The following is a 23,174-nucleotide window of genomic DNA, read 5'->3' as shown; positions in this document are numbered from 1 at the left end:
AGCTTGGTGATGTCGTCAGCCTCAACATTAACGGCAAGTTGTATAACACAACTGTTCAAAGTGGTGGCTTGTGGAATGTTGATGTTGCAGGCAGCGAACTGGTTGCAGATGGAGATCGCATCATTGACGCGATCCTGATTGCACACGATGCGGTTGGCAATAGCACGACTGTGACTGCTACACATGATTATCAGGTTGACACGACAGCACCGACATTAACCATCAGTGCTGCTGATCTGAAACTTGCAGCAGGTGAAAGCACCACGATTACTTTCAGCTTTAATGAGCCGGTCAGCGGCTTTAGCCAAGGTGATGTGATTGTAGTGGGCGGCAGCTTAAGTGCGATCACACCGGATGCAACTGGCCAGACCTGGACGGCAACGTTTACCCCGGATGGCTCAGGTACAGCACCAAGTATCAGTGTTGCTACAGGCAGCTATAGTGATGTTGCGGGTAACCCCGGTACAGGTGATACGCTGAATGCAGCGGATGGCTTTGGGGTTGATCTGGTTGCACCGGTGGTTACTGTAAATGACAGCAACACCAATGACAGCACCCCGGCACTGGGCGGTACGGTGAATGACCCGACAGCGATTGTTGTAGTTGAAGTGGATGGTGTTGAATATCCGGCAACGAACAATGGTGATGGAACCTGGAGCCTTGCAGATAACGTATTGCCTCCTTTATTGGATGGCAGCTATCCGGTGAAAGTCACAGCGACAGATCCTGCAGGGAACAGCAGTACAGATACCGGTTCGTTAACGGTAGATACACTTGCGCCGACTCTTAATATTAGTGCAGCAGATTTGCAATTATCTGCTGGAGAAATGACCGAAATTACTTTCACTTTTAGTGAACCAGTAAATGGTTTTACAATAAGTGATGTTACTATCACTGGCGGAAATTTAAGTGGTCTTGTTGGAGATATAACTGGTACTGTTTGGACAGCAACTTTTACTCAAAATGGTACTGATGCACCTAGTATTAGTGTTTCTTCTGGTAGTTATACTGATGTTTCTGGAAACCCTGGTGTAGGGGATACTTTGGACATTATAGATGGTTTCATTGTTGATTTAGTCCCACCAACTTTAGATATCACAACAAATAACAGTAGTGTATTAAGTGTGGGTGAAACAGCATTAGTTACATTCACTTTTAATGAAGAAATTGATGCAGCAACTTTCCTGGAAAGTGATATTGCTGTAGAAGGAGGGAGTCTTTCTGGCTTTATGCAAGTGAGTGCAACAGTATGGACAGCTATTTTTACTAAGGATGCTACTGATACATTACCAAGTGTTAGTGTGCCTGATAATAGCTATTCTGATCTTGCTGGTAACCAAGGTATGGGCGATAGTCAAATGTGGGATGCTGATGTGATAGCGCCAACATTAGTTATTAGTGCAGCAGACCCAGCTCTCTCATTTGGTGACAACACAATCATTACATTTAAGTTTAGTGAGCCTGTTACAAGCTTTATAAGAAGTGATGTAGTTGTAGTAGGTGGAACTCTCAGTAATGTAAGTACTCTAGATAATCAGACTTGGACAGCTACTTTTGCTCCAGATGGGCTTGCTGCTCCGAGTATTAGTGTAGCTGATTATACCTATTCTGATTTTGCAGGGAATTTGGGTACTGGTGATACATTAGATAGCGAAGATGGATTTATTTTTGCTGTTATGGATGAAGGTTTATTAACCAGCCAGTCAACAGTTAAATTAAGTAGCCATCTTACAGAGTCTTATGTCGATGTTAATCTGGTAGCACCAGTGGCAGTATTATCTAGTGGTGGTGAGCCAATCGAATGGGAATTATCTCTAAATGGCAAAACTCTGATTGGTTCAACAGCTGGAAATAATGAAGTTTTACGTGTGGTTCTAACGAGTACCAACGATACCTTTGGTAATACCGTCTGGAATTACGATGTAACTTTATCTGATAGTATTGATCATCTTGTTGATTCGACAATTGAAAATATTACTTTTGGTCTTGAACTATCGGGTGTTCCATTATCAGAAACTATACGTATTGATATTTTGGATGATGTCCCTGTCCTTGCCGAAAATGTAAGCTATGATTTTGGATCGACTCCATCCATTTATTTTGGCAATGCGGTAGAAACCTTTGGTGCTGATGGTGGTCATTTAAGTACAGTTACCATTAATGGTGTAACTTATACCTACGATTCGGTGACAGACTCAATTTCTTTTGCTGGCTCAACAACACAGTTCAATCCAGATAGTTACAGTTATGAAAATGGTGTATTAAATTTAACCACTTACTTTGGTGATGTAATTACAGTTAATTTCCAAACTGGCGAGTATTCTGTTGAGAGTACGGGGGTAAGTGCAGGGCCAGCTCCAGATCAAGTTGCTCCAACAGCTATGGTTGCTGATCAAGGTGGCTTATTAGGAACTGTAGGTTTAAATGCTTTAGACTTGATTGATCTAACTGCAAATCAAAAATTCACTGTTGCAGATGCAGATAATGATATTACGTCTACCTCTTTAAGTTTAACCACGAATCTAGGGGATGCATTAGTCAATGTCCTAAATATCACAATAATACCTGGGGTGCTGGTACTACCTCTAGGTGATGCAATTGCTTTAATTGGACTTGATGCAGTACTCAATCTGTTAGGTGGAACAGTCGGTGGTTTATTAAATCTTTTAGGTCTTGCATCTTATGGATTAGAAGCTTCTCAAGCATTGGCTACAGAGCTTGGCTTGAAGATTATTATTGGTGATCAAGCCTTTATGCCAAATCCTGATGGTTCTGGTGATTATGTCTACGGACAAACCATCACATTTGAATTGTTGGACCCATCTAAACCAGTTTCAAGTCAAGCTTTTAATGAGCTGTTGGCATCTATAACTGTAGATCAGGCATTTTTAGGTGATGTTGCAGACCTGTCCTTAGCACCAACGTATACATTGAATGTAGCTGATTCTTTATCACAAACTGATATGGCCCAAAGTATCGATATCGCAAATGTATCTTTACTTGGAAATTTATTGGGTTCGAATACGACAAGGTTCCTCACTGAGGGCACTGCTGCAGATGAGTCAATAGATAAATCGTCCACAACGACGAGCCAACGTATTTATGGTTATGAGGGTAATGATAGCCTTACTGGCGGTTCAGGAAACGATTTGATTCGTGGTGGTACTGGCAATGATACGATCATTGCTGGTAATGGCAATGACCTGATTTATGGCGGATCAGGAAATGACACCTTAACTGGTAATGACGGAACAGACGTATTTGTATGGGAAGATGGAGATCAAGGAACCACGACTATACCGGCTGTTGACAGAATTACTGATTTTAATCAGGCTAGCGCAGCAATTGGTGGTGATGTTCTAGATTTATCGGCTCTACTAGCGGGTGCAGGTAAAATTGGCGATTTGGCGGGTAACTTAGCCAATTATCTGCATTTTGAAACTGTTGCTGGACAAACCGAGATATGGATCAGTACATCAGGTGCCTTTACTGGTGGTTATAATTCAGCTCAAGACAGTTCGAATATAGATCAAAAGATTATCCTGGAAGGTGTGAATTATTCAGCCAATACACGTACCGATGCAGAAATTATCAATGAGTTATTGGCAAAGGGTAAATTGATTGTAGATAGTCTGTATGGAACTCCAGCCACAAAAGAGTCTATAACAATTGATTTTACTGCAATTGATAATGATTCAGATGTTGCGACCAAACAAAGTGATGGTACAGCAACGTCAACTGGTTCTTTCGATAGTATTGCTGTACAGCCAGAAAGTGATTTGGTAGACCCTGCAATTAATACAGATCCGGTTGCGATTTTTGCTGATCGAGCCTTATTGGAGCTTGTTGGACTTGGTGCTTTAGGAATTGATCTGGATCGTCAAGTCTATGCTGCTTATGATGCTGAAAACAACATTCAGAAAGTTGAAATCACCTATCGACCTCTTATTGAAGTTGGCCTGACAAAAATTTCGATTGATGCTTCTCAGCGATTAGCTCAAGAACTTGGTTTAAAATTAAGCTATGCATCAACTGAAGGAACACTTACGCTGCTAGGGTACTCTTATACTTTAACTGTGACTGCATTAGATGGCGGTCCTATAGATAATGTGAAGTTAAATGAGTTATTAGCAACAGTTGAGTTGACAAATGAAAACGGAACTTTATTGGAAAGTAGTACACTCAGCCTTGAAGTTCTGCAATCTATGTCTGTAACTGTTACTGATACAAATGGTAAAGTTGATACTGATTTGGGGGGTAGTTTATTAGATGCCAATCTGATCAATAATCTGGGTGACTTTAATCAGTTCATCATTGAAGGTACTAATATAGATAATACTCTTGATGCTTCTGGTAAATTAACAGGGCAAAGAATATACGCTTATGACGGTGTAGATACCATCACAGGTAGTACACACGATGACTGGATACGTGCAGGTGCAGGGGTAGATACTGTTAATGCTGGATCGGGTAATGATGCCATCTTTGGTGGATTAGGCAATGATATTCTAAATGGACAAGATGGTAATGATTTGCTATTTGGTGAATCAGGTAACGATACCATTACTGGTGGAATTGGTTCCGATATAGCTGTTTTCCAAGTACTTGATGGTGAGGAAAGAGATGCAACTGGTGGTAACGGTACAGATACTTGGACTGATTTCATCGTTGACGATACTACAAATCCAGAAGCCGATATGATCGATATTAGCGTTCTATTGGTGGATTATGCTGGTGATGGTAGTGCTGCTTCACTAGCGGATTATTTAAGTGTTACATCAGACGGTACAGATACAACCATTAGTATCGACCGTGATGGAACAGGAAGTCAGTATCAATCTGCTGATATATTGGTTTTGAGAGGTGTAGATACTTCACTTACAGAGTTGGTTAATAATAATCAATTCATAATCTAATTATACCGAGGTTTAATCCTGAAATAGGTGAATACTTATTTCATCTAAGTGCCTGATGAACTTCATCAGGCACTTTTTTATTTTAGGGTTAACACACCAAGTGCATACATATTTTGTTTTCAAGCCAACTATTTATTATTAATCGACAGATTCTCATCACCCAGAACGAATCTAAGCAAAGTTACATATTGATTAAATATCCATTTCGTTTGTGCTTTATTCGGTCTTTTTTCTATGGTTTGGATATGGAACTTCGGCTTAAGATCATCAGTTTATGATCTTAATGTGGAAATGGGTGCAAAATAAAACAGCAGACCTTAGCTATTTTATTTGAACTTGACAGTTATGTCTTGATCTATTAACTGGTTGATTATTATTCACAATGCACTTTTATATTTCAGCGACCTTGTTAAAATTTGCGCACTTGATTAGGTGGCGGTGCGGTAAGTGTTTGAGAAATTAGCTGAACAAAGTTTAAAAATGATGGGCTGGGAAATCGATAACCATTGGCCTCTTGATCTGGATCAGTGCGTCATGATTGCTGCACCGCACACCAGCAACTGGGATGCCTTATATGCACGTCTGGCACTCAAGGCCTTAGGGGTCAACGTTCGGATTACCATTAAAGACAGCTATATGAAATTTCCTTTTGGTCCATTTGTACGCGCAATGGGTGGAATCGGAATTGACCGCACAGCGAAAAAAGAGGGTGAGCCACGACCAAGTATGGTTCAGGTGATGTCGGATTTATTTAAAACCCATCCAAAACTAGTGATGTTGGTCACACCGGAAGCAACGCGTGCCAAACAGGAACAATGGAAGACTGGTTTCTACCATGTGGCAGTCAATGCAGGCGTGCCCATTGCATTGGCTTATATGGATTATGCCAAGAAGAAAACCGGGGTGGGTAAAATTGTTTATCCTAGTGGTGATTATGAAAAAGATATGGCTGAAATTATGGCTTTTTATGCACAAATTCAGGCTAAATTTCCAGAACAGTTTAGCGTGGATACACGTTATTATCATGAAACCTAAGTGAAAACATACGATTTCCCTGACTGATCTTCAAGCGAAGCTAAGACATGCAGATGGCAAAATCTTGGCTCGATGCACATGATGGATCAGTCAATGTGAAATTCAATTTTCGCTTAAAAAATTATTGATTTTGTGCCGGGTTAATCCCGCCTAAATGTTGGCAAGCTTCCTGATAAATATAATATTGTTCCTCGATCACTTCTGTTAATGGCACCTTAAATAACTCATCTCCATCTTTATAGCTTTGTACATAAGATTCGGCTTTCTGGCGGCTAGAAGAGAGAGCCTGTTCATGATAGGAGGTAATAGAAGTATGCGCCATTTGTGCAGTTTCAATTCTATTGCACTGAAAATTTGCCAGCATTTTTTCTGCATGTTTCAGCTCATGAGAGGTAGTCAGAGAACAGCCAGAGAGAAGAATCATTCCTGCTAATAAAATCAAGGTTTTCATTTCTAGGAAAATGGATGATGGGGTTAGGTTATTGTATAAAGTTTTCCTGCCGATATATTTGATCTGCCCGACTGATTGGGTGTTTTTTGTTTAAGTGAGATTTATTGTAATTTTGACCGGTTGTTATAGATAAATAAGGTTGCAATATCTCAACATATAAATCTGATTTTTTTTGGAGGTAGGTACTACTGCTTTAGAACAGTGAATTGAAAATCAGGAAACAGCCAGAAGCAAATAAAAGGCTTAAAACTGTATGTTTAAATTGCGTTTCCGAAATTTTATAAAATAATTTTGCCCCTAAAATGGCGGGCAAACTGACACTGATCAGCAAAATTGTCATATAAGGCCAGAGTTGGATGTTAAGTGTGCCTTGCAGTAAATAGGCCAGTAAGGTAAACAGCTGAATACCAAAATTAAAATGTCGTAAAACGTAACGTTGTTGCTGTTTGGGAAGATTTTTCAGCATGACCTAGGCAGAAGGCAACGAACCGCAAAAACCGCCTAAACCACCCAGAATTCCGCCCAAAAATCCAACCAGGCTGTCTGCCAGTTTTCCGGATTGTTGCAGCCGTGGAAATGCCGGATTGAAAAACATCACCGGACACCATAACATCAAAAATGAGCCTAAAACCACTTTAAAGGATTCGGGCTGAATAATATGCAGCAGATATGTGCCCAAAGGTACGCCAATTAGCCCGGCAATTAAATAAGGCAGCACCAGTGCTTTATTTAGATGTGGATGCTGCTGTTCATTGGACAATGAAATGACATGGCTCCACACCGAAGCAAAGACCACCAGGGGCGCCGTAATTTGCGGGGGGAGGACCCACACCCAGAATGACATGGCAATGAGGGCAAAGGCAAAGCCCGTCAGTCCCTGTACAAAACCTGCGACCATTGCCCCAACAATAAATAACAACCAAGTCATAGCGATCTGTACAGATGAAAAATCTGTAGTATTCAAAAGATCAGTCAAAAAGCCAAGCATATGTTTAGCAGAATTTATGCAAACCTAAGGAGAACTTTGTATAAAACAGCTTCAGCATTCAGGACAGAAATTCTTCCTGTGAATAAAAAAGACATAAATGACTACAAAATTTCACATAGACTCCCATCACTCTTCATTAAAGCATTGAATACTGAAGTCACGCCGTAAAGAGGTGATGAAGATGATGAAAAAAGTGATCTTACTTTCTGTATTGGCAGTGTCATTAACTGGTTGTGTTCTGGATCCTTATGATGATGATTATGGTGGTCATCGAGACCGTAACGGACATTATGACCGACACCATCATGGTGACCGTGACTGGAACAATAAAGACCGTCCGGACTGGGATCATGATAGAGATGACCGAGACTGGCGCTATGGTCGTTGATTAATCTATCACTGATCTGAAATTGACTGACTACATTTGACAAAAAGGATTCCCTCGGAATCCTTTTTTATTTTTAATCAGGATGCATTTTTTTGATACAGTCCTGCACGGACTGTTCCCGCCTTGCTTTGTTTAATCTGTTGCCAGGAAGCAGGGAGTTTAAGCTGATTTAACTCGCGATCGGCCTCTACATAGATAAAAGCGCGGTCTTTAATCAGCGGGTCAGCAAGCTGGGCCAGTTCTTCCCATAAATCCAGACTGTAAGGCGGATCTAAAAAAACCAGATCAAAAGACTGTTTCAGGGTAGGTAAGATTTGCTGTGCCGTGGCGACTTTGAGTTTGGCATGTTGGCTGGTCACTTTCAGCAACTGCAAATTATCTGTCAAAAAAGCAGCTTGGGTGCGATTCGGTTCAATCATTACCACCTGTGCTGCACCGCGGGATAAAGCTTCAAAACTTAAGGCTCCTGAGCCTGCACAGATATCAAGAACCTGTGCATTTTGAATATCCCACATCAGCCAGTTAAACAAAGTTTCACGGACACGGTCGGGTGTAGGGCGTAAGCCTTCAACACTGGCAAAAGGAAGCTGACGGCGTTTCCATTCACCGCCAATAATACGGAGTTGATTTTTCATAGATCAGTCACCTTCAACTTCTGCGGGTTGTGCGCCTGATGCGGCTTGAGTAGCGTGCTGTGTCGCTGCTGCTGTTGTATTGCTCTGAACATTGGTCGCCGTGTCCACTGGTGTTGTGCCACTTGGCAATTCACCCGGTTTGATGCCTGCGGTCATGAGGCCGCCACTAATTTGATGGCCCGCAGGACGGATCGGATTCTTTTTACGGGTGTATAACCAATAGTCAAACAGAGGACGAGCCAGCTGCGCGGCCGAACCACCGTGTTTACCATTTTCCCAAACAATCGCAACCGCAATCTCAGGATTTTCAGCCGGGGCAAAACCAATAAATAAACCATGGTCAAGCTGACGTTCACTTAATAATGCTTCGTTGTATTTTTTACCTTGGGCAATACTTTTGACCTGTGCAGTCCCGGTTTTCCCTGCAATATGATACAGCGGGGTACGAATACCACGACCTGTACCGGTCTCGATAACATCAATCATGGCATCGCGCATTTTAATCCAGTCTTCGGGTTTGCCGTTAAACTGAATTTTACCATCTGGTGCATTACGCATTTTAAAAGGTTTGGCACCATGGCTTTCACGCAGTACATGCGGGGTAATATGCGCACCTTGGTTTGCAGTAATTGCAGTAGCCATAGCCAGTTGCAGCGGCGTCGCAGTAAAGGCACCTTGTCCGATACTGACGGAAATGGTTTCACCTTTTAGCCATTTGCTCTTACGGGTCCGCATTTTCCAGTCCGGGTTCGGATACAAACCGGTACTTTCACTCGGTAAATCGACGCCAGTTTTTTCACTAAAGCCAAATTGGCGCATCCAGGCATTCATTTTTTCAATGCCCATGCGGTAGGCCAAAATATAATAATAGGTATCACAAGAAACCACTTGAGCTTTATGCAGATTGACCGTGCCATGACCTGATTTGCGCCAATCACGGAATTTATGCGAATCGCCGGGTAAAGAAAAATACCCGGGGTCTGAAATGGCGGTGTTCCAATCCACGATATTGTAATGCAGCCCACCTAAACCAAACATCGGTTTAATGGTTGAACCTGGAGGATAGGCACCTTGTACAGCACGGTTATACAGCGGCTGGTCAAGATTGTCACGTAGTGCACTATAGTCGGTATTGCTAATCCCGGTCACAAATAAATTCGGGTTAAAACTTGGACTGGAAACCAGGGCCAGAATTTCTCCTGTTTTCGGATTCAGCGCCACAATGGCACCGCGACGACCCGCCAGTTGCTCGGTTGCTGTGACCTGCAAGCCATAGTCAATTGAAAGGTACAAGTCATTTCCGCGTACCGGCTCTTTACGACCTAAATTACGTAATACGTTACCGTGAGCATCAGCCTCGACAGATTCATTGCCGGGCAAGCCATGCAACAGATCTTCATAAGATTTTTCCACCCCAATTTTCCCAATCAGGTTGGTGCCGGCATATAAGTCTTTGTCAATCGACTTCAATTCTTTGTCGTTAATACGCCCCACATAACCGATCACGTGCGCAAACAGCTCACCATGCGGATAGTAGCGCGTCATCTGGGTTTCAATATTGACCCCAGGAAACTCAAACTTGACTTCGCTAAATTTAGCAATGTCGGTTTCTGTTAAATTTAATTTGAGCGATACGCGTTCGGTTTTTTTAGCGGTCTTGATGCGGCTGCTAAAGCGGTCAATATCTTCTTGGGTCAGGTTTAGAATCGGAGTCAGACGCTTTACGGTATCTTCAATATCTTTTACATCGGCCCGAGACATGGTGGCAGAAAATACCGGATAATTATCTGCCAGCAAAATACCATTACGGTCATAGATATAGCCGCGTGCAGGTGCCAAAGGCTGTAGCCGGATACGGTTCTGGTCTGAAGCGGTTGAAAACTCATTATAATGCGCAATTTGCAAATAGGCATAACGCGCAACAAGCAGGAGCAGAAAGAATGCCACAATCCCGATGGAGATAAAAACCCGATTGCGATAAATGCGCTTTTCTTGCTGAACATTTTTTAAAGGAAAGTGCTGCTTCATACGCGATCGACTTACATACAGGGGAGTGAAAAATCTGGTGGCACATTCTAACGCAAGTCAGCATTTTTTGATATTTGTTCTGGCGAACTGTTAGGCGGGTTTAGTTTAAACTTTGACTTTATAGACATTAAAATTGTAAAGTGCAGTATATAAGAGTTCTGATAATTCTGCTAAAGTCAAAATTCAAAAAAAGGACTGTACTAAAAAATAAGATTTAGGGACAACGATGAAAATAATCACAAAAGTGTATCCTTTACTGGCTTTTTTTGCGCTGGTAAATATTGCTCATGCACAAGACCATTCATATTTACCTGAAGCGAAATTGACATCAGACAATGCTAAAACATGGAATATCGGGGCTGGATTTACCAAAAAGCTTCTTCATCTGAATGCAGAATGGGTCAATCCTTATGGCATCGCCTATGCAAAAGCGGGTGTGTTTTATAATGATGACTATAATGCCGGTGCTCAGGTCGGGTTTCGTTATCCTTATTACCTTACCGGAAAAGATAAAAACGGTTACTACCTGGGTGTCTATGCAGGGCATCTGGAAAGTAAACACATCAAGAATGAATATGAAGCAAGACTGGGTGCGGGTATAGATTTAGCCTATGTATTGCTCAGTAAAGAACGGATTAGCAGTTTTAGTATCGGGATTGGTGCTGGCGAAGAGATGACGGATCAGAAGGGTAATGTGGTTGCAGAGACAGAACCCATGCTACAATTTTCCTATACTCTAAGTGTCGGTTTATAGTGAAAATAGTGAGCTTTTATAATTAAGTATTTTGTGATTAAAAAATTAAATATGGAAATCGTGCATGTTTGAGTACGTCAACGAATTGTGGCAAACCTTCTTGAATCGCCCTGATTTCTGGGCAGTACTTAGCATCATTCCTGTGACAGCTTTTGTAACTTGGGCACATGTGTGGATGGCACTGAAAATGGTGTTTTACCCCCTAACCTTTTGGGGATTCCACTTAGGGCCGCTCCCTGTCGGCTGGCAGGGGATTGTGCCACGTAAAGCCGGTCGTATTTCCGGGATTATCACCGACAATACCTTGTCGAAATTGGGTTCTTTACGTGAATTTCTGGATGCCATGGATCCGGAAGATATGGCACGGATTATCGGTGAGCAGGTCGGTTTTGAACTGGAACATCTGATTGATGAAATGATGATCGACCGTAATGCGGTACTTTGGGAAAACTTACCCTATTCAATTAAGCGCCGTATTTATTCGCAAGCGCATAAGCAGCTGCCAGGTATTTTAAGAGAATTAGTGACTGAGCTGACCATGAACGTCGAGTCACTTGTGGATATGCGTGAAATGGTGGTGCGCCAAATGGAAGGTGATCGCCGTTTAATGGTGAACATGTTTCTGAAAGTAGGACGTAAAGAAATCAACTTTATCTGGCATATTAGTGCATTAATTGGAATGTTCTTCGGTATATTCCAGATGATTGTCTGGTTTGTGGTGCCTTGGCATTGGACGGTTCCTTTCTGGGCAGCGGTGTGGGGTTTCCTGACTAACTGGATTGCGATCTGGATGGTGTTTAATCCGCTGGAACCGCATTATATCCGCTATCCACAGTTTTTTGCGCGTACAGAAAGTCGCACGTTCCCGTGGATCAAACCGGTGATTCCACATATTGGCACCTATAATATCCAGGGTGCATTTATGAAACGTCAGGATGAGGTTTCCGATGTTTTTGCCCGAGTAGTCACAGAAGACCTAATTACGTTAAAATCCATTATGACTGAGATGATGTATGGCGGGAAGAAAGATAAAACTCGCCGTATCGTTAAACGCCATATTAACGAAATCATGGAAACTCCGATTGTTCGGACCTCTTTGCAGTTGTCTTTAGGTCCAAAAGAGTATGCAAAACTCAAGACAGACTTGATCGATCGCTCGATTGAAATTACGATGGTGCCTGTATGCGACCCTGCCTTTAATGCGAGCCGTGCACAGAAAATCTATCAAATGTTTAGAGACCGTATTCGAGAGTTGACGCCAAGAGAGTTTCAGAATTTATTACGTCCTGCCTTTCAGGAAGATGAATGGATTCTGATTGTCTTGGGTGGCGTAACCGGATTTATCGCGGGTACAATACATTTGTTTGTGGCTTTCTTATAATTAGATGCTGGACTACATGACGAATAAAGAGATTCGTCATGTAAACGCATCACATATATTTGTTAAATGAGGATGTTTTTTTATGCGCATTATATTACTCGGACCACCTGGAGCAGGTAAAGGTACACAGGCTCAGTTGATCTGTAAGCGCTACAATGTCCCACAAATTTCAACCGGTGATATGCTCCGTGCTGCAATTCGTGAAGGTACTGAATTAGGTCTTAAAGCTAAAAGCGTGATGGAAAGTGGCGGTCTGGTATCAGACGAGCTTATCATCGGTCTGGTTAAAGAACGTATTGCTCAACCTGATTGTGTAAACGGTTGCATTTTTGATGGTTTCCCTCGCACTATTCCTCAAGCAGAAGCTTTGGAAAAAGAAGGCATCAACATTGATCACGTGATTGAAATTGATGTACCAGACGAAGAAATCGTTAAGCGTCTTTCTGGTCGCCGTCAGCACCCGGCTTCTGGCCGTGTATATCATGTGGTTTACAATCCACCTAAAGTGGAAGGTAAAGATGATGAAACGGGTGAAGAACTGGTTCAACGTCCTGATGACCAGGAAGAAACGATTCGTAAACGTTTAGGTTCTTATCACACTGAAACTGAGCAACTGGTCGGTTTCTACCAAGGTCGCGCAGCATCAGGTGAAAATGCACCGACTTATGACAAGTTAAACGGTCTGCGTCCAATTGAAGAAGTTCAAACTGATCTTTTCGCTATTTTGGATCAATCAAAATAATCGTATTTCGATGATTTTGACAATCGAAGAGCCCTAAGTCATATTAGGGCTCTTTTTATTCTGCTCTCAAAAAGGATGCTGCTGTGAAATTTGCTGTATTAGGGTTAATGGTCGTATTTCTGGCAGTATTGTTTGCTTTGTTTTATGTCAGTTTCAAGATGCTGAAAAAAGTACGCCAGCAAGAGCGTAGCGAAAATGCTGGCAAGGTGCCTGTGCGTCGGCTGCATCCCAAGTTACAGGCAGAACTCGAACAAAAACGCCAACAAGAACAGGCAGAACAAAATAAAAAATAATGGCTTTTAAACGGAGCACATCACCTGGCTGAACTCATCTCACTTATGATTCAGCTTCAATGTTCTTGACAGGAATCGCACGGCCAGCACCAAATTCAAAACGATCTGGCCAGTTGCACACATCACACACCACACATTCATGACATTTGGGCTTGCGTGCAATACAGGTATAACGACCGTGTAAAATCAGCCAATGATGGGCATCGACTATAAATTCCTTGGGAATGACTTTGACCAGCCGGTGTTCAACTTCAAGCACATTTTTGCCAATAGCCAGACCGGTACGATTACCTAAACGGAAAATATGCGTATCGACTGCCATGGTCGGATGGCCAAAAGCGGTATTCAGCACCACATTGGCAGTTTTACGCCCCACACCCGGTAATGCTTCCAGATCAGCCCGATTGTTGGGCACTACACTGTTGTGTTTTTCCATCAGCAGCTTGCAGGCTTTAATTACGTTCTCGGCTTTAGCGTTATATAAGCCGATGGTCTTGATATATTCTTTTAAACCCTCAACGCCTAAGGCATAAATGGCTTCTGGTGTATTGGCCACGGGAAACAGTTTATCCGTGGCTTTGTTGACACTGACATCGGTGGCTTGAGCCGAAAGCGTCACGGCCACCAATAGCTCAAAAGGAGTGCTGTAATTCAGTTCCGTTTTAGGGCTAGGTCTTTGCTCTCGTAAGCGTTCAAAAAAAATCTGAACCTGCTTTCTGGTCATGTTTTTAACCGCCATCATGAAGCTCCCAGAACAATCAGTTGCTGTTGCAAATTATTCAGCAGATCACGTTTCTTAAGGTCTTCACGAACACTGAGCTGTTTTTCCAGTTTTTTGATTTGGGTGCGAATTTTTGCCAGTTGAATGGTGGTTGCTGCATCGTGGCTCACGATAGGTTTAGCTGTTTTTTCTACCACTTGAATCTCTGGAACCAAGTCACTTTGCGCTGAAAATTGGGCAAATAAGGCCGTATCAATATTGGCACGCACCACCGGACCTTTGCGGTTAATCCGGCGTTTCTCTTCACGTTGAATATGGGCGTAATAGCGCTTGCGCAGGTCAGTTTGTTCAGCAATACGCGCCTCTTCTGAAGGCACGACGTGATTGTCTTCTACCAGGTCAATACAGTCGACCGGGCAGGGCGGAATACAGAGTTCGCAACCGGTACACAGGTCAGTCAAAATGCTATGCATGAGCTTACCTGAACCAATAATCGCATCGACTGGGCAGGCGTTGATGCACTTGGTACAACCAATACATTCATCTTCACGAATAATCGCTTTCATACGTTGTGGACGACCATCACTTTGAATCGGCCAAACACTTTCTTCTGCTTTGAGTTTTGGGCGACCCAGCAATTCAGCCAAAGCGTCGGCAACGGGTTGTCCGCCTGGTACACATTTATTGGCCTCTTCACCTTCACTTATGGCTTTTGCATAAGGCAGGCATCCATCTCGATGGCCGCAAAGTCCGCATTGTGTTTGCGGCAACAGGGCGTCAATTTTTTGAATCAAGCTAATTTGAGTGTTCATGTATAACCGGGAGTGCTGGGCAAGCAGCGTGAAACAATGTGCTGGAGAGCAATACTAGCATGTTTTTACATAGAATTCCTGTGCGCAAAAATGGGACTAAAAATGCATTAATATTGGGCAAAATATTACATTTATATATAGCTAAAAGTTATTTTATTTATAAATAAAAAGACTGAATAATTAAATTAAATATATGTTCTATATAGAAAATTGAAGTTTTTTTCAAAAAACTATTGCTGAATAGGTGCAAGTGATATTTAATGTTTTGCGCCAAAATATATCATTGATTGAAATTTTGACCAATTTTGATCCATTTTCTGCTGAGGATTAAGCGTTGAAATACAACAGCCTTAACGACTTCCTAAACTACGTTAAATCACGTGATCAACATCAACCAGAGTTTCTACAAGCTGTAGAAGAGGTAATGACTAGCCTTTGGCCATTCATTGAAAAGAATCCAGAATATGCTGATCATGGATTACTTGAACGTCTTGTAGAACCTGAACGAGCGATTCAGTTCCGTGTTTCATGGGTAGATGACAAAGGCCAAACTCACGTAAACCGTGCTTTCCGTGTACAGTACAACTCAGCTATTGGTCCATTTAAAGGGGGGATGCGTTTCCACCCCTCAGTGAACCTTTCAATTTTGAAATTCCTAGGTTTTGAACAAACTTTCAAAAATGCCTTGACTACATTGCCTATGGGCGGTGGTAAAGGTGGTTCAGACTTTGACCCTAAAGGTAAGTCTGAAGGCGAAATCATGCGTTTCTGCCAGGCATTAATCATCGAGTTGTACCGTCATCTGGGTTCAAATACTGACATTCCTGCGGGCGATATCGGTGTAGGCGGCCGCGAAGTAGGCTACATGGCAGGTATGATGAAGAAGCTCAGCAATGACACTTCATGCGTATTCACTGGTAAAGGCCTGACTTTCGGTGGTTCACTGGCTCGTCCTGAAGCAACGGGTTACGGTACGGTTTATTTCGCGGAAGAAATGCTGAAAACTCGTGACGATAGTTTTAAAGATAAAGTGGTAACTATTTCTGGTTCTGGTAACGTAGCTCAATACGCTGCTGAAAAAGCCATGTTCCTGGGTGCAAAAGTGGTTTCACTTTCTGACTCTGCGGGTACTGTATTCGTTAAAGACGGTTTCACTGAAGAACTTCTTGCTGAAGTGATGGAACTTAAAAACGTTCAACGTGGCCGTATTTCTGAGTTTGCGTCTAAACATGGTTTTGAATATATGGAAGGTCAACGTCCTTGGTCTATCAAGTGTGACATCGCGCTTCCATGTGCAACTCAAAACGAATTAAATGCAGACGATGCAGCTCAACTTCTTGCAAATGGCGTGATTTGTGTTGCTGAAGGTGCAAATATGCCGTCTACGCTTGAAGCAGTGGAAAAATTCGTTGAAGCGAAAATCCTTTATGCACCAGGTAAAGCATCGAATGCTGGTGGTGTAGCGACTTCTGGTCTTGAAATGTCTCAAAATGCATTGCGTTTAGGCTGGACGTTTGAAGAAGTTGATGAACGTTTACACGCGATTATGAAAGAAATTCACCGTAACTGCGTGAAATACGGTACTAAAGAAGATGGTACTGTGAACTATGTTGATGGTGCGAACATTGCAGGCTTCGTAAAAGTGGCTGATGCTATGCTTGCTCAAGGCGTATTCTAAGTCTGACTTAGTTTAAGCTTTAAAAAAACCGGGGCAAATGCCCCGGTTTTTTATGTCCTGAATAAACTATTTACTTAACAGTTGAGCGTTCAACGGTCATGTCATGGATATAAGCATATTTCGACTGATCTGCAGCAGGATGCTTGATTTCATAACGCTTGACCCGGATGATTTGTCGCTCATTGGGGTTATGGGTAAAACCTTCGATTTGATCATAGAATAAAGTCCAGTCGTTATCGACTTGGGTTTTTATCCCGCTTTCACTGTATTTAACTTCCCGAACCTGTAAACAGTTTTGTGGGGCGACACCGCTACATGGCTTAGTTTCAGGTGAAATTTCCAGAAAAATGGTTTCAGCCTGAGTCTGATATTTGCTTTCAGGGGTCATGGTGCCAGTGAAAACGTATTTCTGACCTGTGGCTGAAACGAGGGTTAATGTCGGTTGTTGAGGATCATTCAGGTTCAATACAAAAGGTGCTTTGCGGTCATTAAACAGATCCTTGGCAATACTTTCTTGCTGCATAGAAGCTTCTGGACATGCCATCTGAGTTGCCATTAAAGGCCCTGTTACAATCTGATTGTTTTCCACTTTCCAGCTACCGCCCATGCCATTACAGCTGGTGGCAATACTTAAACGGCCTTTATCATCAAAATTCAGCACCAGAGGTTTTGGTGCAGACCCTGTAGCCGTACGCCATTGATAAGTGCTCAAGGTCTTATCTGCATTTTGTTGTTGAAGGACAGACACGGCGACATCTCCAACTTTTTGAATATCGCCAGATTGACAGGCTGCGAGCATGAGAGGAAAAAGAGCCATTGCTAAAAGTTTAACTTTCATTTTAAAAGTACTTGGTTTTGAAGAATTTTTAATAGAATAACGTATAGGTACTTAAAAAATATGGATACATTCTGACGAATTCAGTAGCAAAATGTATCCATAACAATAATTTTGTTAATTATTAATGAAAAGTTATGATTTGATATGCATCAGTCAAAACGGTAAATATCCATGCCCAGAGAACCCATACTGAAACTGCTATGCACAATACTGAAACGATGCCCAGTCCCCATCGCAAAGAACAGGGGAGCAAAGTGTTCTAAGGTAGGATGATTACGCTCTACATAAGGGATACTTTGCCAGTCCAGAACCGCAGCATAATCGCTGTGATTCATTTTGCTGACCACATAATTCCGAAAAGTCGATGCCCACTCGGGTACAGTAGCAGCTTCACCATGCCATGCCAATTCACGCAGGTTATGGGTAATACTTCCCGAACCGATTATTAATATTTGTTTTTCACGTAATGGTGCCAGGGTTTGACCAATTTTATAAATCTCCTCAGCAGACATGTTCATCGGTAAAGAGATTTCTACCACAGGAATATCAGCCTCGGGATACATATGCAACAATGGCATCCACACGCCATGATCCCGTGGACGAGTGCTGTTGGCATGGGCTGTAAAGCCAGCATTGGCCAAAAGATGCAGAACCTGTTCTGCAAGTTCAGGTTGACCCGGTGCCGGATAGCGGATTTCATACAGCTCAGGCGGGAAACCACGAAAGTCATGCCAGGTTTCTGGACGAACGCTACTACTCACTTCAAGCGCATTACTTTCCCAGTGCGCAGACATCACAACAATGGCTGCAGGCTTAGGCAGATTTAAGCTCAATCGCTCCAGAGCAGGACCTACCTGTTCCGGATTCAGCGCCAGCATGGGTGAGCCATGTGAAATAAATAAACCGGGTAAAGTTTGTAGATTCATGTTGATGCGCCTAATTTAAATAACATCGATTGAGGCTATGATGCCAAATAAAGAGAAATAGAATAAATACAATTTATATCAACATATTGTTCCTTTTTTAGAACAATAATGCACGGTCTGATCCAGTTGATGACTCAAGCTCAGGAATATGTTCGCTTTACACGATTTTTCCAGGCTCAAATCATCCCGTTCTGAACCTGCTTAACCCGCCCGGTGATAAGGGTGATTATGGTTGATACTCATTGCGCGGTAGAGCTGCTCAATCAGCATCACGCGCACCATAGGGTGAGGCAGGGTGAGTTTGGATAAAGACCAGTGCCATGCAGCAGCTTTACGTACCGCTTCGGAGTGACCATCCGGACCGCCAATCGCCAAGACAACATCATTACCTTCCAGCATCCATTGTTTCATGGTCTCAGCCAGTTTTTCAGTACTGAATTCTTTACCCCCGACTTCAAGGGCAATCAGGGTTTCATTATGTTTCAGTGCATTCAGAATGCTTTCACCTTCAATCTGGCGATATTTCAGGATATCGGCTTCAGAATCATTTTTTCCGCGTTTTGCCATAGGTAATTCTATAATTTGGGTCTGCACAAAAGGCTGGATACGTTTGAAGTAATCTTCAAAACCGGTGAGCACCCAGGCTGGCATTTTTTGACCGATGGTAATAATACGGATTTTCATAAGATTCGATGATTTAAGACTCATCTTTATTATAAACGCTAAAACTGATTTTACTTGTTTTTGAGCAACAAATTGCAATTGAAAAGGCGTGCCAGATGCTGCTTTAATCTTCAGCAATGGATTGAATATGCATAAGAAGAGAGGAAGATAATAAATGAGATTAAAAAGGGATAAAAATTTAGGCTTATGGTTGAGCACCTTCCTTTGCACTCTTTTGTTCAATACTTCAAGTTGGGCATTACCGAGCATAGCACCTGCCAGTAGCGATAATTTAAAGGTCTATCTGGAGCAAATTATAGGTCAGCAGGGGCATCGTAATTATAAAAACTCACAAGAGCTACAACGCGTTTCTGCCTGGATTAAAGAACAGATGCGTTTGTTTGGTATCCCGTGCCAGTATCAAAATTATTCGGTGAATGGTCTGGGTTATCGCAACGTAGTATGTACCTTAACTGCAGGTCATGCTGACAAAGTGATTGTCGGCGCGCATTATGATGTGTTTGGTGAAACTCAAGGTGCAGATGATAATGCTTCCGGAGTGGCAGGGGTGATTGAAACCGCACGCATACTGTCACAGCAGAAATCGCAACTGCCCTATAATGTTGAATTTGTATTTTATACCTTGCAGGAGCCGCCATTTTTCAAGACCGAACATATGGGCAGTTTTGTACATGCAAAATCCATCCAGACTCAGAAAGATCATATCCGCGGCGTTTATATTTTAGAGATGATCGGGTTTTTTGATGAAAATCTGGTACAGGAGTATCCTGCCGGCCTGAAATGGGTTTATCCGCAACATGGTAACTTTATTGCGGCTGTCAGTAATTTGCAGTCGTATGATTTGGGTGCAAAATATTGTGAATCCATGCGAATACTGAAGCGCCTGGAGTGTCAACGACTGGTCGCACCGTCTTTTATCACGGGGATGGAGTTTTCAGATCATCTCAATTACTGGAAGCTGGATATTCCCGCCATGATGATTACAGATACGGGGCGTTTTCGTAACAGGTACTATCACAGCGCCAAGGATACCTTGAAAACTTTAAATATTGCCAAAATGGCCAGTGTCATAGATGGTCTGGCTTATAGTTTAATAATTCAAGCTGATGAATAAGAACGCATAAAAAACGCAGTCCCCTAATGAAATATTGGGACTGCGATCAAAAGGTCATCCACCTGGAGATGTAGATGACCATTCACATAACTTATTAATAACTTTTTAAGTAGAAATAAATCAGAAACCTACAGCGCATCACTATCTATACCATATTAAATGGGGATGAGCTGCTGGTTTTTCAAGCTGATGTGTTATGAATATGGTAAAAAATTTACACAAAAAAAGAGAGCCGAAGCTCTCCTCTTTTTGTAGAAAAATGCAATTAATGACGCGCTGCTTTGCCTTCTGCAATTGGTTTAACAATCGGTGCTTTCACCAAAGGTTTTGGTGCTTCCACCAAGGCCAATGGCAAGATCTCATCGATGCTTTTCACGGTCTTAATTTCAAGGCCGGTTTTAACATTTTCTGGAATTTCCACCAGGTCACGAGCGTTCTCTTGAGGGATGAATACTAGCTTGATGCCACCGCGATGTGCAGCTAAAAGTTTTTCCTTCAAGCCACCAATGCGCATTGCACGACCGCCCAGATTGGTTTCACCGGTCATGGCAATATCAGCACGTACTGGAATGCCTGTGAAAGCTGAAACCAGTGCGGTAGTTAAGGCCAAACCTGCAGATGGACCATCTTTCGGTGTTGCACCTTCAGGTAAATGCACATGAATATCGGTTTCTTCAAATCTTGAAGCCTCAATACCCAAGGCATCGGCACGAGTACGCACCACAGTCATTGCAGCGGTAATGGATTCTTTCATCACATCACCGAGTGAACCGGTGGTAATGAATTTACCTTTACCTTTTACCGCAGCAACTTCAATCGAAAGCAATTCGCCACCAACTGAAGTCCAAGCCAGGCCATTGACACGACCCACTTGTGCTTCTTCTTCTGCCATACCGAAGTCGAACTTATGTACGCCCAGGTAATCAGACAGGTTTTCAGCAGTGACATCGATATGCAAGTTTTTGGCTTTTTTGCTGACCGCTTCTTTCACCACTTTACGGGCAATTTTTGACACTTCACGTTCCAGGCTACGCACACCGGCTTCGCGAGTATAACGACGCACGATGTCACGAATCGCTTCTTCATGAATGGTCAATTCTTTTGCACGTAAACCATTGTCTTTAATGGCTTTAGGAACCAGATAACGCTCGGCAATATTGACTTTTTCCTCTTCGGTATAACCCGGCAGACGAATCACTTCCATACGGTCTAAAAGAGCCTCAGGAATATTCATGCTGTTTGCAGTACAGATGAACATCACTTCAGACAGGTCAAGATCAAGATCGAGGTAGTGATCGTTGAACTTGCTGTTTTGTGATGGATCAAGCACTTCAAGCAAGGCAGAAGCAGGGTCGCCACGGTAATCCTGTGCCATCTTGTCAATTTCGTCGAGCAAGAACAGCGGGTTCTTCACGCCAACTTTTGTCAGTGATTGCACGATTTTACCTGGCATCGCACCAATGTAAGTACGGCGGTGACCGCGGATTTCCGCTTCGTCACGTACGCCACCTAGGGCCATACGCACAAATTCACGACCTGTGGCTTTAGCAACCGACTCACCCAGTGAAGTTTTACCTACCCCAGGAGGGCCAACCAGACAAAGAATCGGACCTTTGAGCTTTTTCACACGAGATTGTACTGCAAGATATTCCACAATACGGTCTTTGACTTCATCTAAACCGTAGTGATCGGCATCTAAAATCTCTTGTGCTTTCGCCAAATTGATGCTGACTTTGCTGGCTTTATTCCAAGGCGTATCTAAAATCGCCTCGATATAGTTGCGCACCACAGCAGCTTCACTTGAAGCCGGTTGCATGGCTTTGAGCTTACGGAATTCAGATTCGGCTTTTTTACGCACGTGTTCCGGTAAATCGGCTTCTTCCAGACGACGTTCAATTTCTGCGACATCATCTTCAGCACCGCCATTCATGTCGGAAAGCTCGCGCTGAATCACCTTCATTTTTTCATTCAGGAAATATTCGCGCTGGTTTTTCTCCATCTGGCGTTTTACCGAGTCATGCAAGGTTTGTTCAATCTGCTGTTCTTCAGACTGTTGCAACAAATAAGTCATGAGCTCAGTCAAATGTGCTTCAAAGTCATCCTGTTCCAGAAACTTTTGCTTGATATCAATGTTCAGTGGGACACGGGTGGCAACAAAGAACAACAGTTGCAACAAGTCATCGATTTTATTTGCAGCAGTAACCAATTCACGTGCATTACGTAATTTGGCTTCTGCATACTGGGCAAATAAAGTTCGCAGTTCTTGCACACGCGTTGCTTGAGAGTCAGCTGCAACATTGACCGTCATTGGGCTAAGGGCATGTTCGGCTGATAAATATTCATCATGTTCGATGATTTTCACCAGTTTAGAACGGTGTAGACCCTCAATAAGTACTTTTATACAGTTTTCATCATTTTCATGATTCACAACTTGCACAATCTTCGCGACAGTACCGTATTGATATAAGTTGTCGTGATCAATTTCTTCTGTAAGAGAATCTTGTTGTGCAACTACAAATACGAGATTGTCACTGTTACGGGCCACGTCAACTGCTTTGATCGATTTTTCACGACCTACAAATAACGCAATTTGCATGTGTGGATAAACCACCACATCACGTAGCGCTAAAAGTGGTAATACGCTTGGAACCTGTGTATCTAAGGTTTCTTGATTCATAATAATTTCAGACATGGGCACTCCTAATGAGTAACAACAGTGTTGCCATGTTTTTTATAGTGATGGGTATTTTAAAAAATACAAGGGCAGGGCAAATGAAAATGTATAAAAAA

Annotated in this window: 19 protein-coding genes and 1 pseudogene; 9 read left to right on the top strand and 11 right to left on the bottom strand. The window is 42.6% G+C overall.

Annotated features, from left to right (window positions below; all coding sequences use genetic code 11):
• Positions 1-185, bottom strand: a 185-nt coding sequence (locus tag GTU69_RS17200; RefSeq protein ID WP_240921644.1) for a hypothetical protein, incomplete at its 3' end; no start/stop codon positions are given.
• Here GTU69_RS17200 and GTU69_RS12815 point away from each other — a divergent pair.
• Together GTU69_RS12815 and GTU69_RS12810 are read left to right on the top strand one after the other, a co-directional pair.
• A complete protein-coding gene (locus GTU69_RS12815) occupies positions 171-4,916 on the top strand; it encodes an Ig-like domain-containing protein (RefSeq protein ID WP_346764486.1) in 4,746 nt (1,581 codons plus the stop codon). The genes GTU69_RS17200 and GTU69_RS12815 overlap by 15 nt on opposite strands.
• Before the next feature lie 447 nt (positions 4,917-5,363).
• Positions 5,364-5,951, top strand: a complete 588-nt coding sequence (locus GTU69_RS12810) for a 1-acyl-sn-glycerol-3-phosphate acyltransferase (RefSeq protein WP_166171014.1) — start codon at positions 5,364-5,366, stop codon at positions 5,949-5,951.
• Between the two features lie 121 nt (positions 5,952-6,072).
• On the opposite strand, the gene GTU69_RS12805 is transcribed toward GTU69_RS12810, so the two are convergent.
• Both GTU69_RS12805 and GTU69_RS12800 read right to left on the bottom strand, forming a co-directional pair.
• The gene (locus tag GTU69_RS12805) at positions 6,073-6,402 is read right to left on the bottom strand and encodes a hypothetical protein (RefSeq protein WP_166171012.1); all 330 of its coding nucleotides are present in this window, start codon (positions 6,400-6,402) and stop codon (positions 6,073-6,075) included.
• A 193-nt stretch (positions 6,403-6,595) separates the two neighbouring features.
• A pseudogene (locus GTU69_RS12800) lies at positions 6,596-7,330 on the bottom strand (sulfite exporter TauE/SafE family protein).
• 241 nt (positions 7,331-7,571) lie between these two features.
• On the opposite strand from GTU69_RS12800, the gene GTU69_RS12795 reads away from it, so the two are divergent.
• Positions 7,572-7,778 (top strand): hypothetical protein, encoded by a 207-nt coding sequence (locus tag GTU69_RS12795; protein WP_166171010.1) that lies wholly within the window; start codon positions 7,572-7,574, stop codon positions 7,776-7,778.
• Between the two features lie 77 nt (positions 7,779-7,855).
• Here the strand turns inward: GTU69_RS12795 and rsmD are convergent, their stop codons facing one another.
• Both rsmD and mrdA read right to left on the bottom strand, forming a co-directional pair.
• Positions 7,856-8,413, bottom strand: coding sequence for a 16S rRNA (guanine(966)-N(2))-methyltransferase RsmD (gene rsmD, locus GTU69_RS12790; RefSeq protein WP_166171008.1), 558 nt, complete (start codon positions 8,411-8,413; stop codon positions 7,856-7,858).
• 3 nt (positions 8,414-8,416) lie between these two features.
• On the bottom strand, positions 8,417-10,441 hold the full coding sequence (mrdA, locus tag GTU69_RS12785; RefSeq protein ID WP_166171006.1) for a penicillin-binding protein 2: 2,025 nt from the start codon (positions 10,439-10,441) through the stop codon (positions 8,417-8,419).
• Between the two features lie 235 nt (positions 10,442-10,676).
• On the opposite strand from mrdA, the gene GTU69_RS12780 reads away from it, so the two are divergent.
• From GTU69_RS12780 to GTU69_RS12765, 4 genes are all read left to right on the top strand, one after another.
• A complete protein-coding gene (locus GTU69_RS12780; protein WP_166171028.1) occupies positions 10,677-11,195 on the top strand; it encodes a hypothetical protein in 519 nt (172 codons plus the stop codon).
• Between the two features lie 64 nt (positions 11,196-11,259).
• The gene (locus GTU69_RS12775) at positions 11,260-12,576 is read left to right on the top strand and encodes a hypothetical protein (protein ID WP_166171004.1); all 1,317 of its coding nucleotides are present in this window, start codon (positions 11,260-11,262) and stop codon (positions 12,574-12,576) included.
• A gap of 82 nt (positions 12,577-12,658) precedes the next feature.
• Positions 12,659-13,318, top strand: a complete 660-nt coding sequence (gene adk, locus GTU69_RS12770; RefSeq protein ID WP_086194920.1) for an adenylate kinase — start codon at positions 12,659-12,661, stop codon at positions 13,316-13,318.
• An 83-nt stretch (positions 13,319-13,401) separates the two neighbouring features.
• Positions 13,402-13,611 (top strand): hypothetical protein, encoded by a 210-nt coding sequence (locus GTU69_RS12765; protein ID WP_086194921.1) that lies wholly within the window; start codon positions 13,402-13,404, stop codon positions 13,609-13,611.
• A gap of 43 nt (positions 13,612-13,654) precedes the next feature.
• On the opposite strand, the gene nth is transcribed toward GTU69_RS12765, so the two are convergent.
• Both nth and GTU69_RS12755 read right to left on the bottom strand, forming a co-directional pair.
• Positions 13,655-14,350 (bottom strand): endonuclease III, encoded by a 696-nt coding sequence (gene nth, locus GTU69_RS12760; protein ID WP_205683516.1) that lies wholly within the window; start codon positions 14,348-14,350, stop codon positions 13,655-13,657.
• The gene (locus tag GTU69_RS12755) at positions 14,350-15,171 is read right to left on the bottom strand and encodes an RnfABCDGE type electron transport complex subunit B (protein ID WP_277343575.1); all 822 of its coding nucleotides are present in this window, start codon (positions 15,169-15,171) and stop codon (positions 14,350-14,352) included. The genes nth and GTU69_RS12755 overlap by 1 nt, the downstream gene beginning before the upstream one ends.
• A 307-nt stretch (positions 15,172-15,478) precedes the next feature.
• Between GTU69_RS12755 and gdhA the strand changes: the two genes are divergently transcribed.
• A complete protein-coding gene (gene gdhA / locus GTU69_RS12750) occupies positions 15,479-16,822 on the top strand; it encodes an NADP-specific glutamate dehydrogenase (protein ID WP_166171000.1) in 1,344 nt (447 codons plus the stop codon).
• 70 nt (positions 16,823-16,892) lie between these two features.
• On the opposite strand, the gene GTU69_RS12745 is transcribed toward gdhA, so the two are convergent.
• The 3 genes from GTU69_RS12745 to rlmH all read right to left on the bottom strand — a co-directional run bounded on the left by GTU69_RS12745 (position 16,893) and on the right by rlmH (position 19,270).
• Positions 16,893-17,660: an META and DUF4377 domain-containing protein gene (locus tag GTU69_RS12745; protein WP_166170998.1), complete on the bottom strand. Its 768-nt coding sequence runs from the start codon at positions 17,658-17,660 to the stop codon at positions 16,893-16,895.
• A gap of 149 nt (positions 17,661-17,809) precedes the next feature.
• Positions 17,810-18,586 (bottom strand): class III extradiol ring-cleavage dioxygenase, encoded by a 777-nt coding sequence (locus GTU69_RS12740; RefSeq protein ID WP_166170996.1) that lies wholly within the window; start codon positions 18,584-18,586, stop codon positions 17,810-17,812.
• Positions 18,587-18,787: 201 nt separating this feature from the next.
• Complete coding sequence (gene rlmH, locus GTU69_RS12735; RefSeq protein WP_092819942.1) at positions 18,788-19,270, bottom strand: 23S rRNA (pseudouridine(1915)-N(3))-methyltransferase RlmH; 483 nt, start codon at positions 19,268-19,270, stop codon at positions 18,788-18,790.
• Positions 19,271-19,424: 154 nt separating this feature from the next.
• On the opposite strand from rlmH, the gene GTU69_RS12730 reads away from it, so the two are divergent.
• Positions 19,425-20,384 (top strand): M28 family peptidase, encoded by a 960-nt coding sequence (locus GTU69_RS12730; RefSeq protein WP_166170994.1) that lies wholly within the window; start codon positions 19,425-19,427, stop codon positions 20,382-20,384.
• A 265-nt stretch (positions 20,385-20,649) separates the two neighbouring features.
• Here the strand turns inward: GTU69_RS12730 and lon are convergent, their stop codons facing one another.
• Positions 20,650-23,076 (bottom strand): endopeptidase La, encoded by a 2,427-nt coding sequence (gene lon, locus GTU69_RS12725; RefSeq protein ID WP_166170992.1) that lies wholly within the window; start codon positions 23,074-23,076, stop codon positions 20,650-20,652.
• Positions 23,077-23,174: the final 98 nt, after the last annotated feature.

This window comes from Acinetobacter sp. SA01, from assembly GCF_011319235.1.
Classification (GTDB): Bacteria; Pseudomonadota; Gammaproteobacteria; order Pseudomonadales; family Moraxellaceae; genus Acinetobacter.
This window is presented reverse-complemented; position numbering and strand designations above follow the sequence as displayed.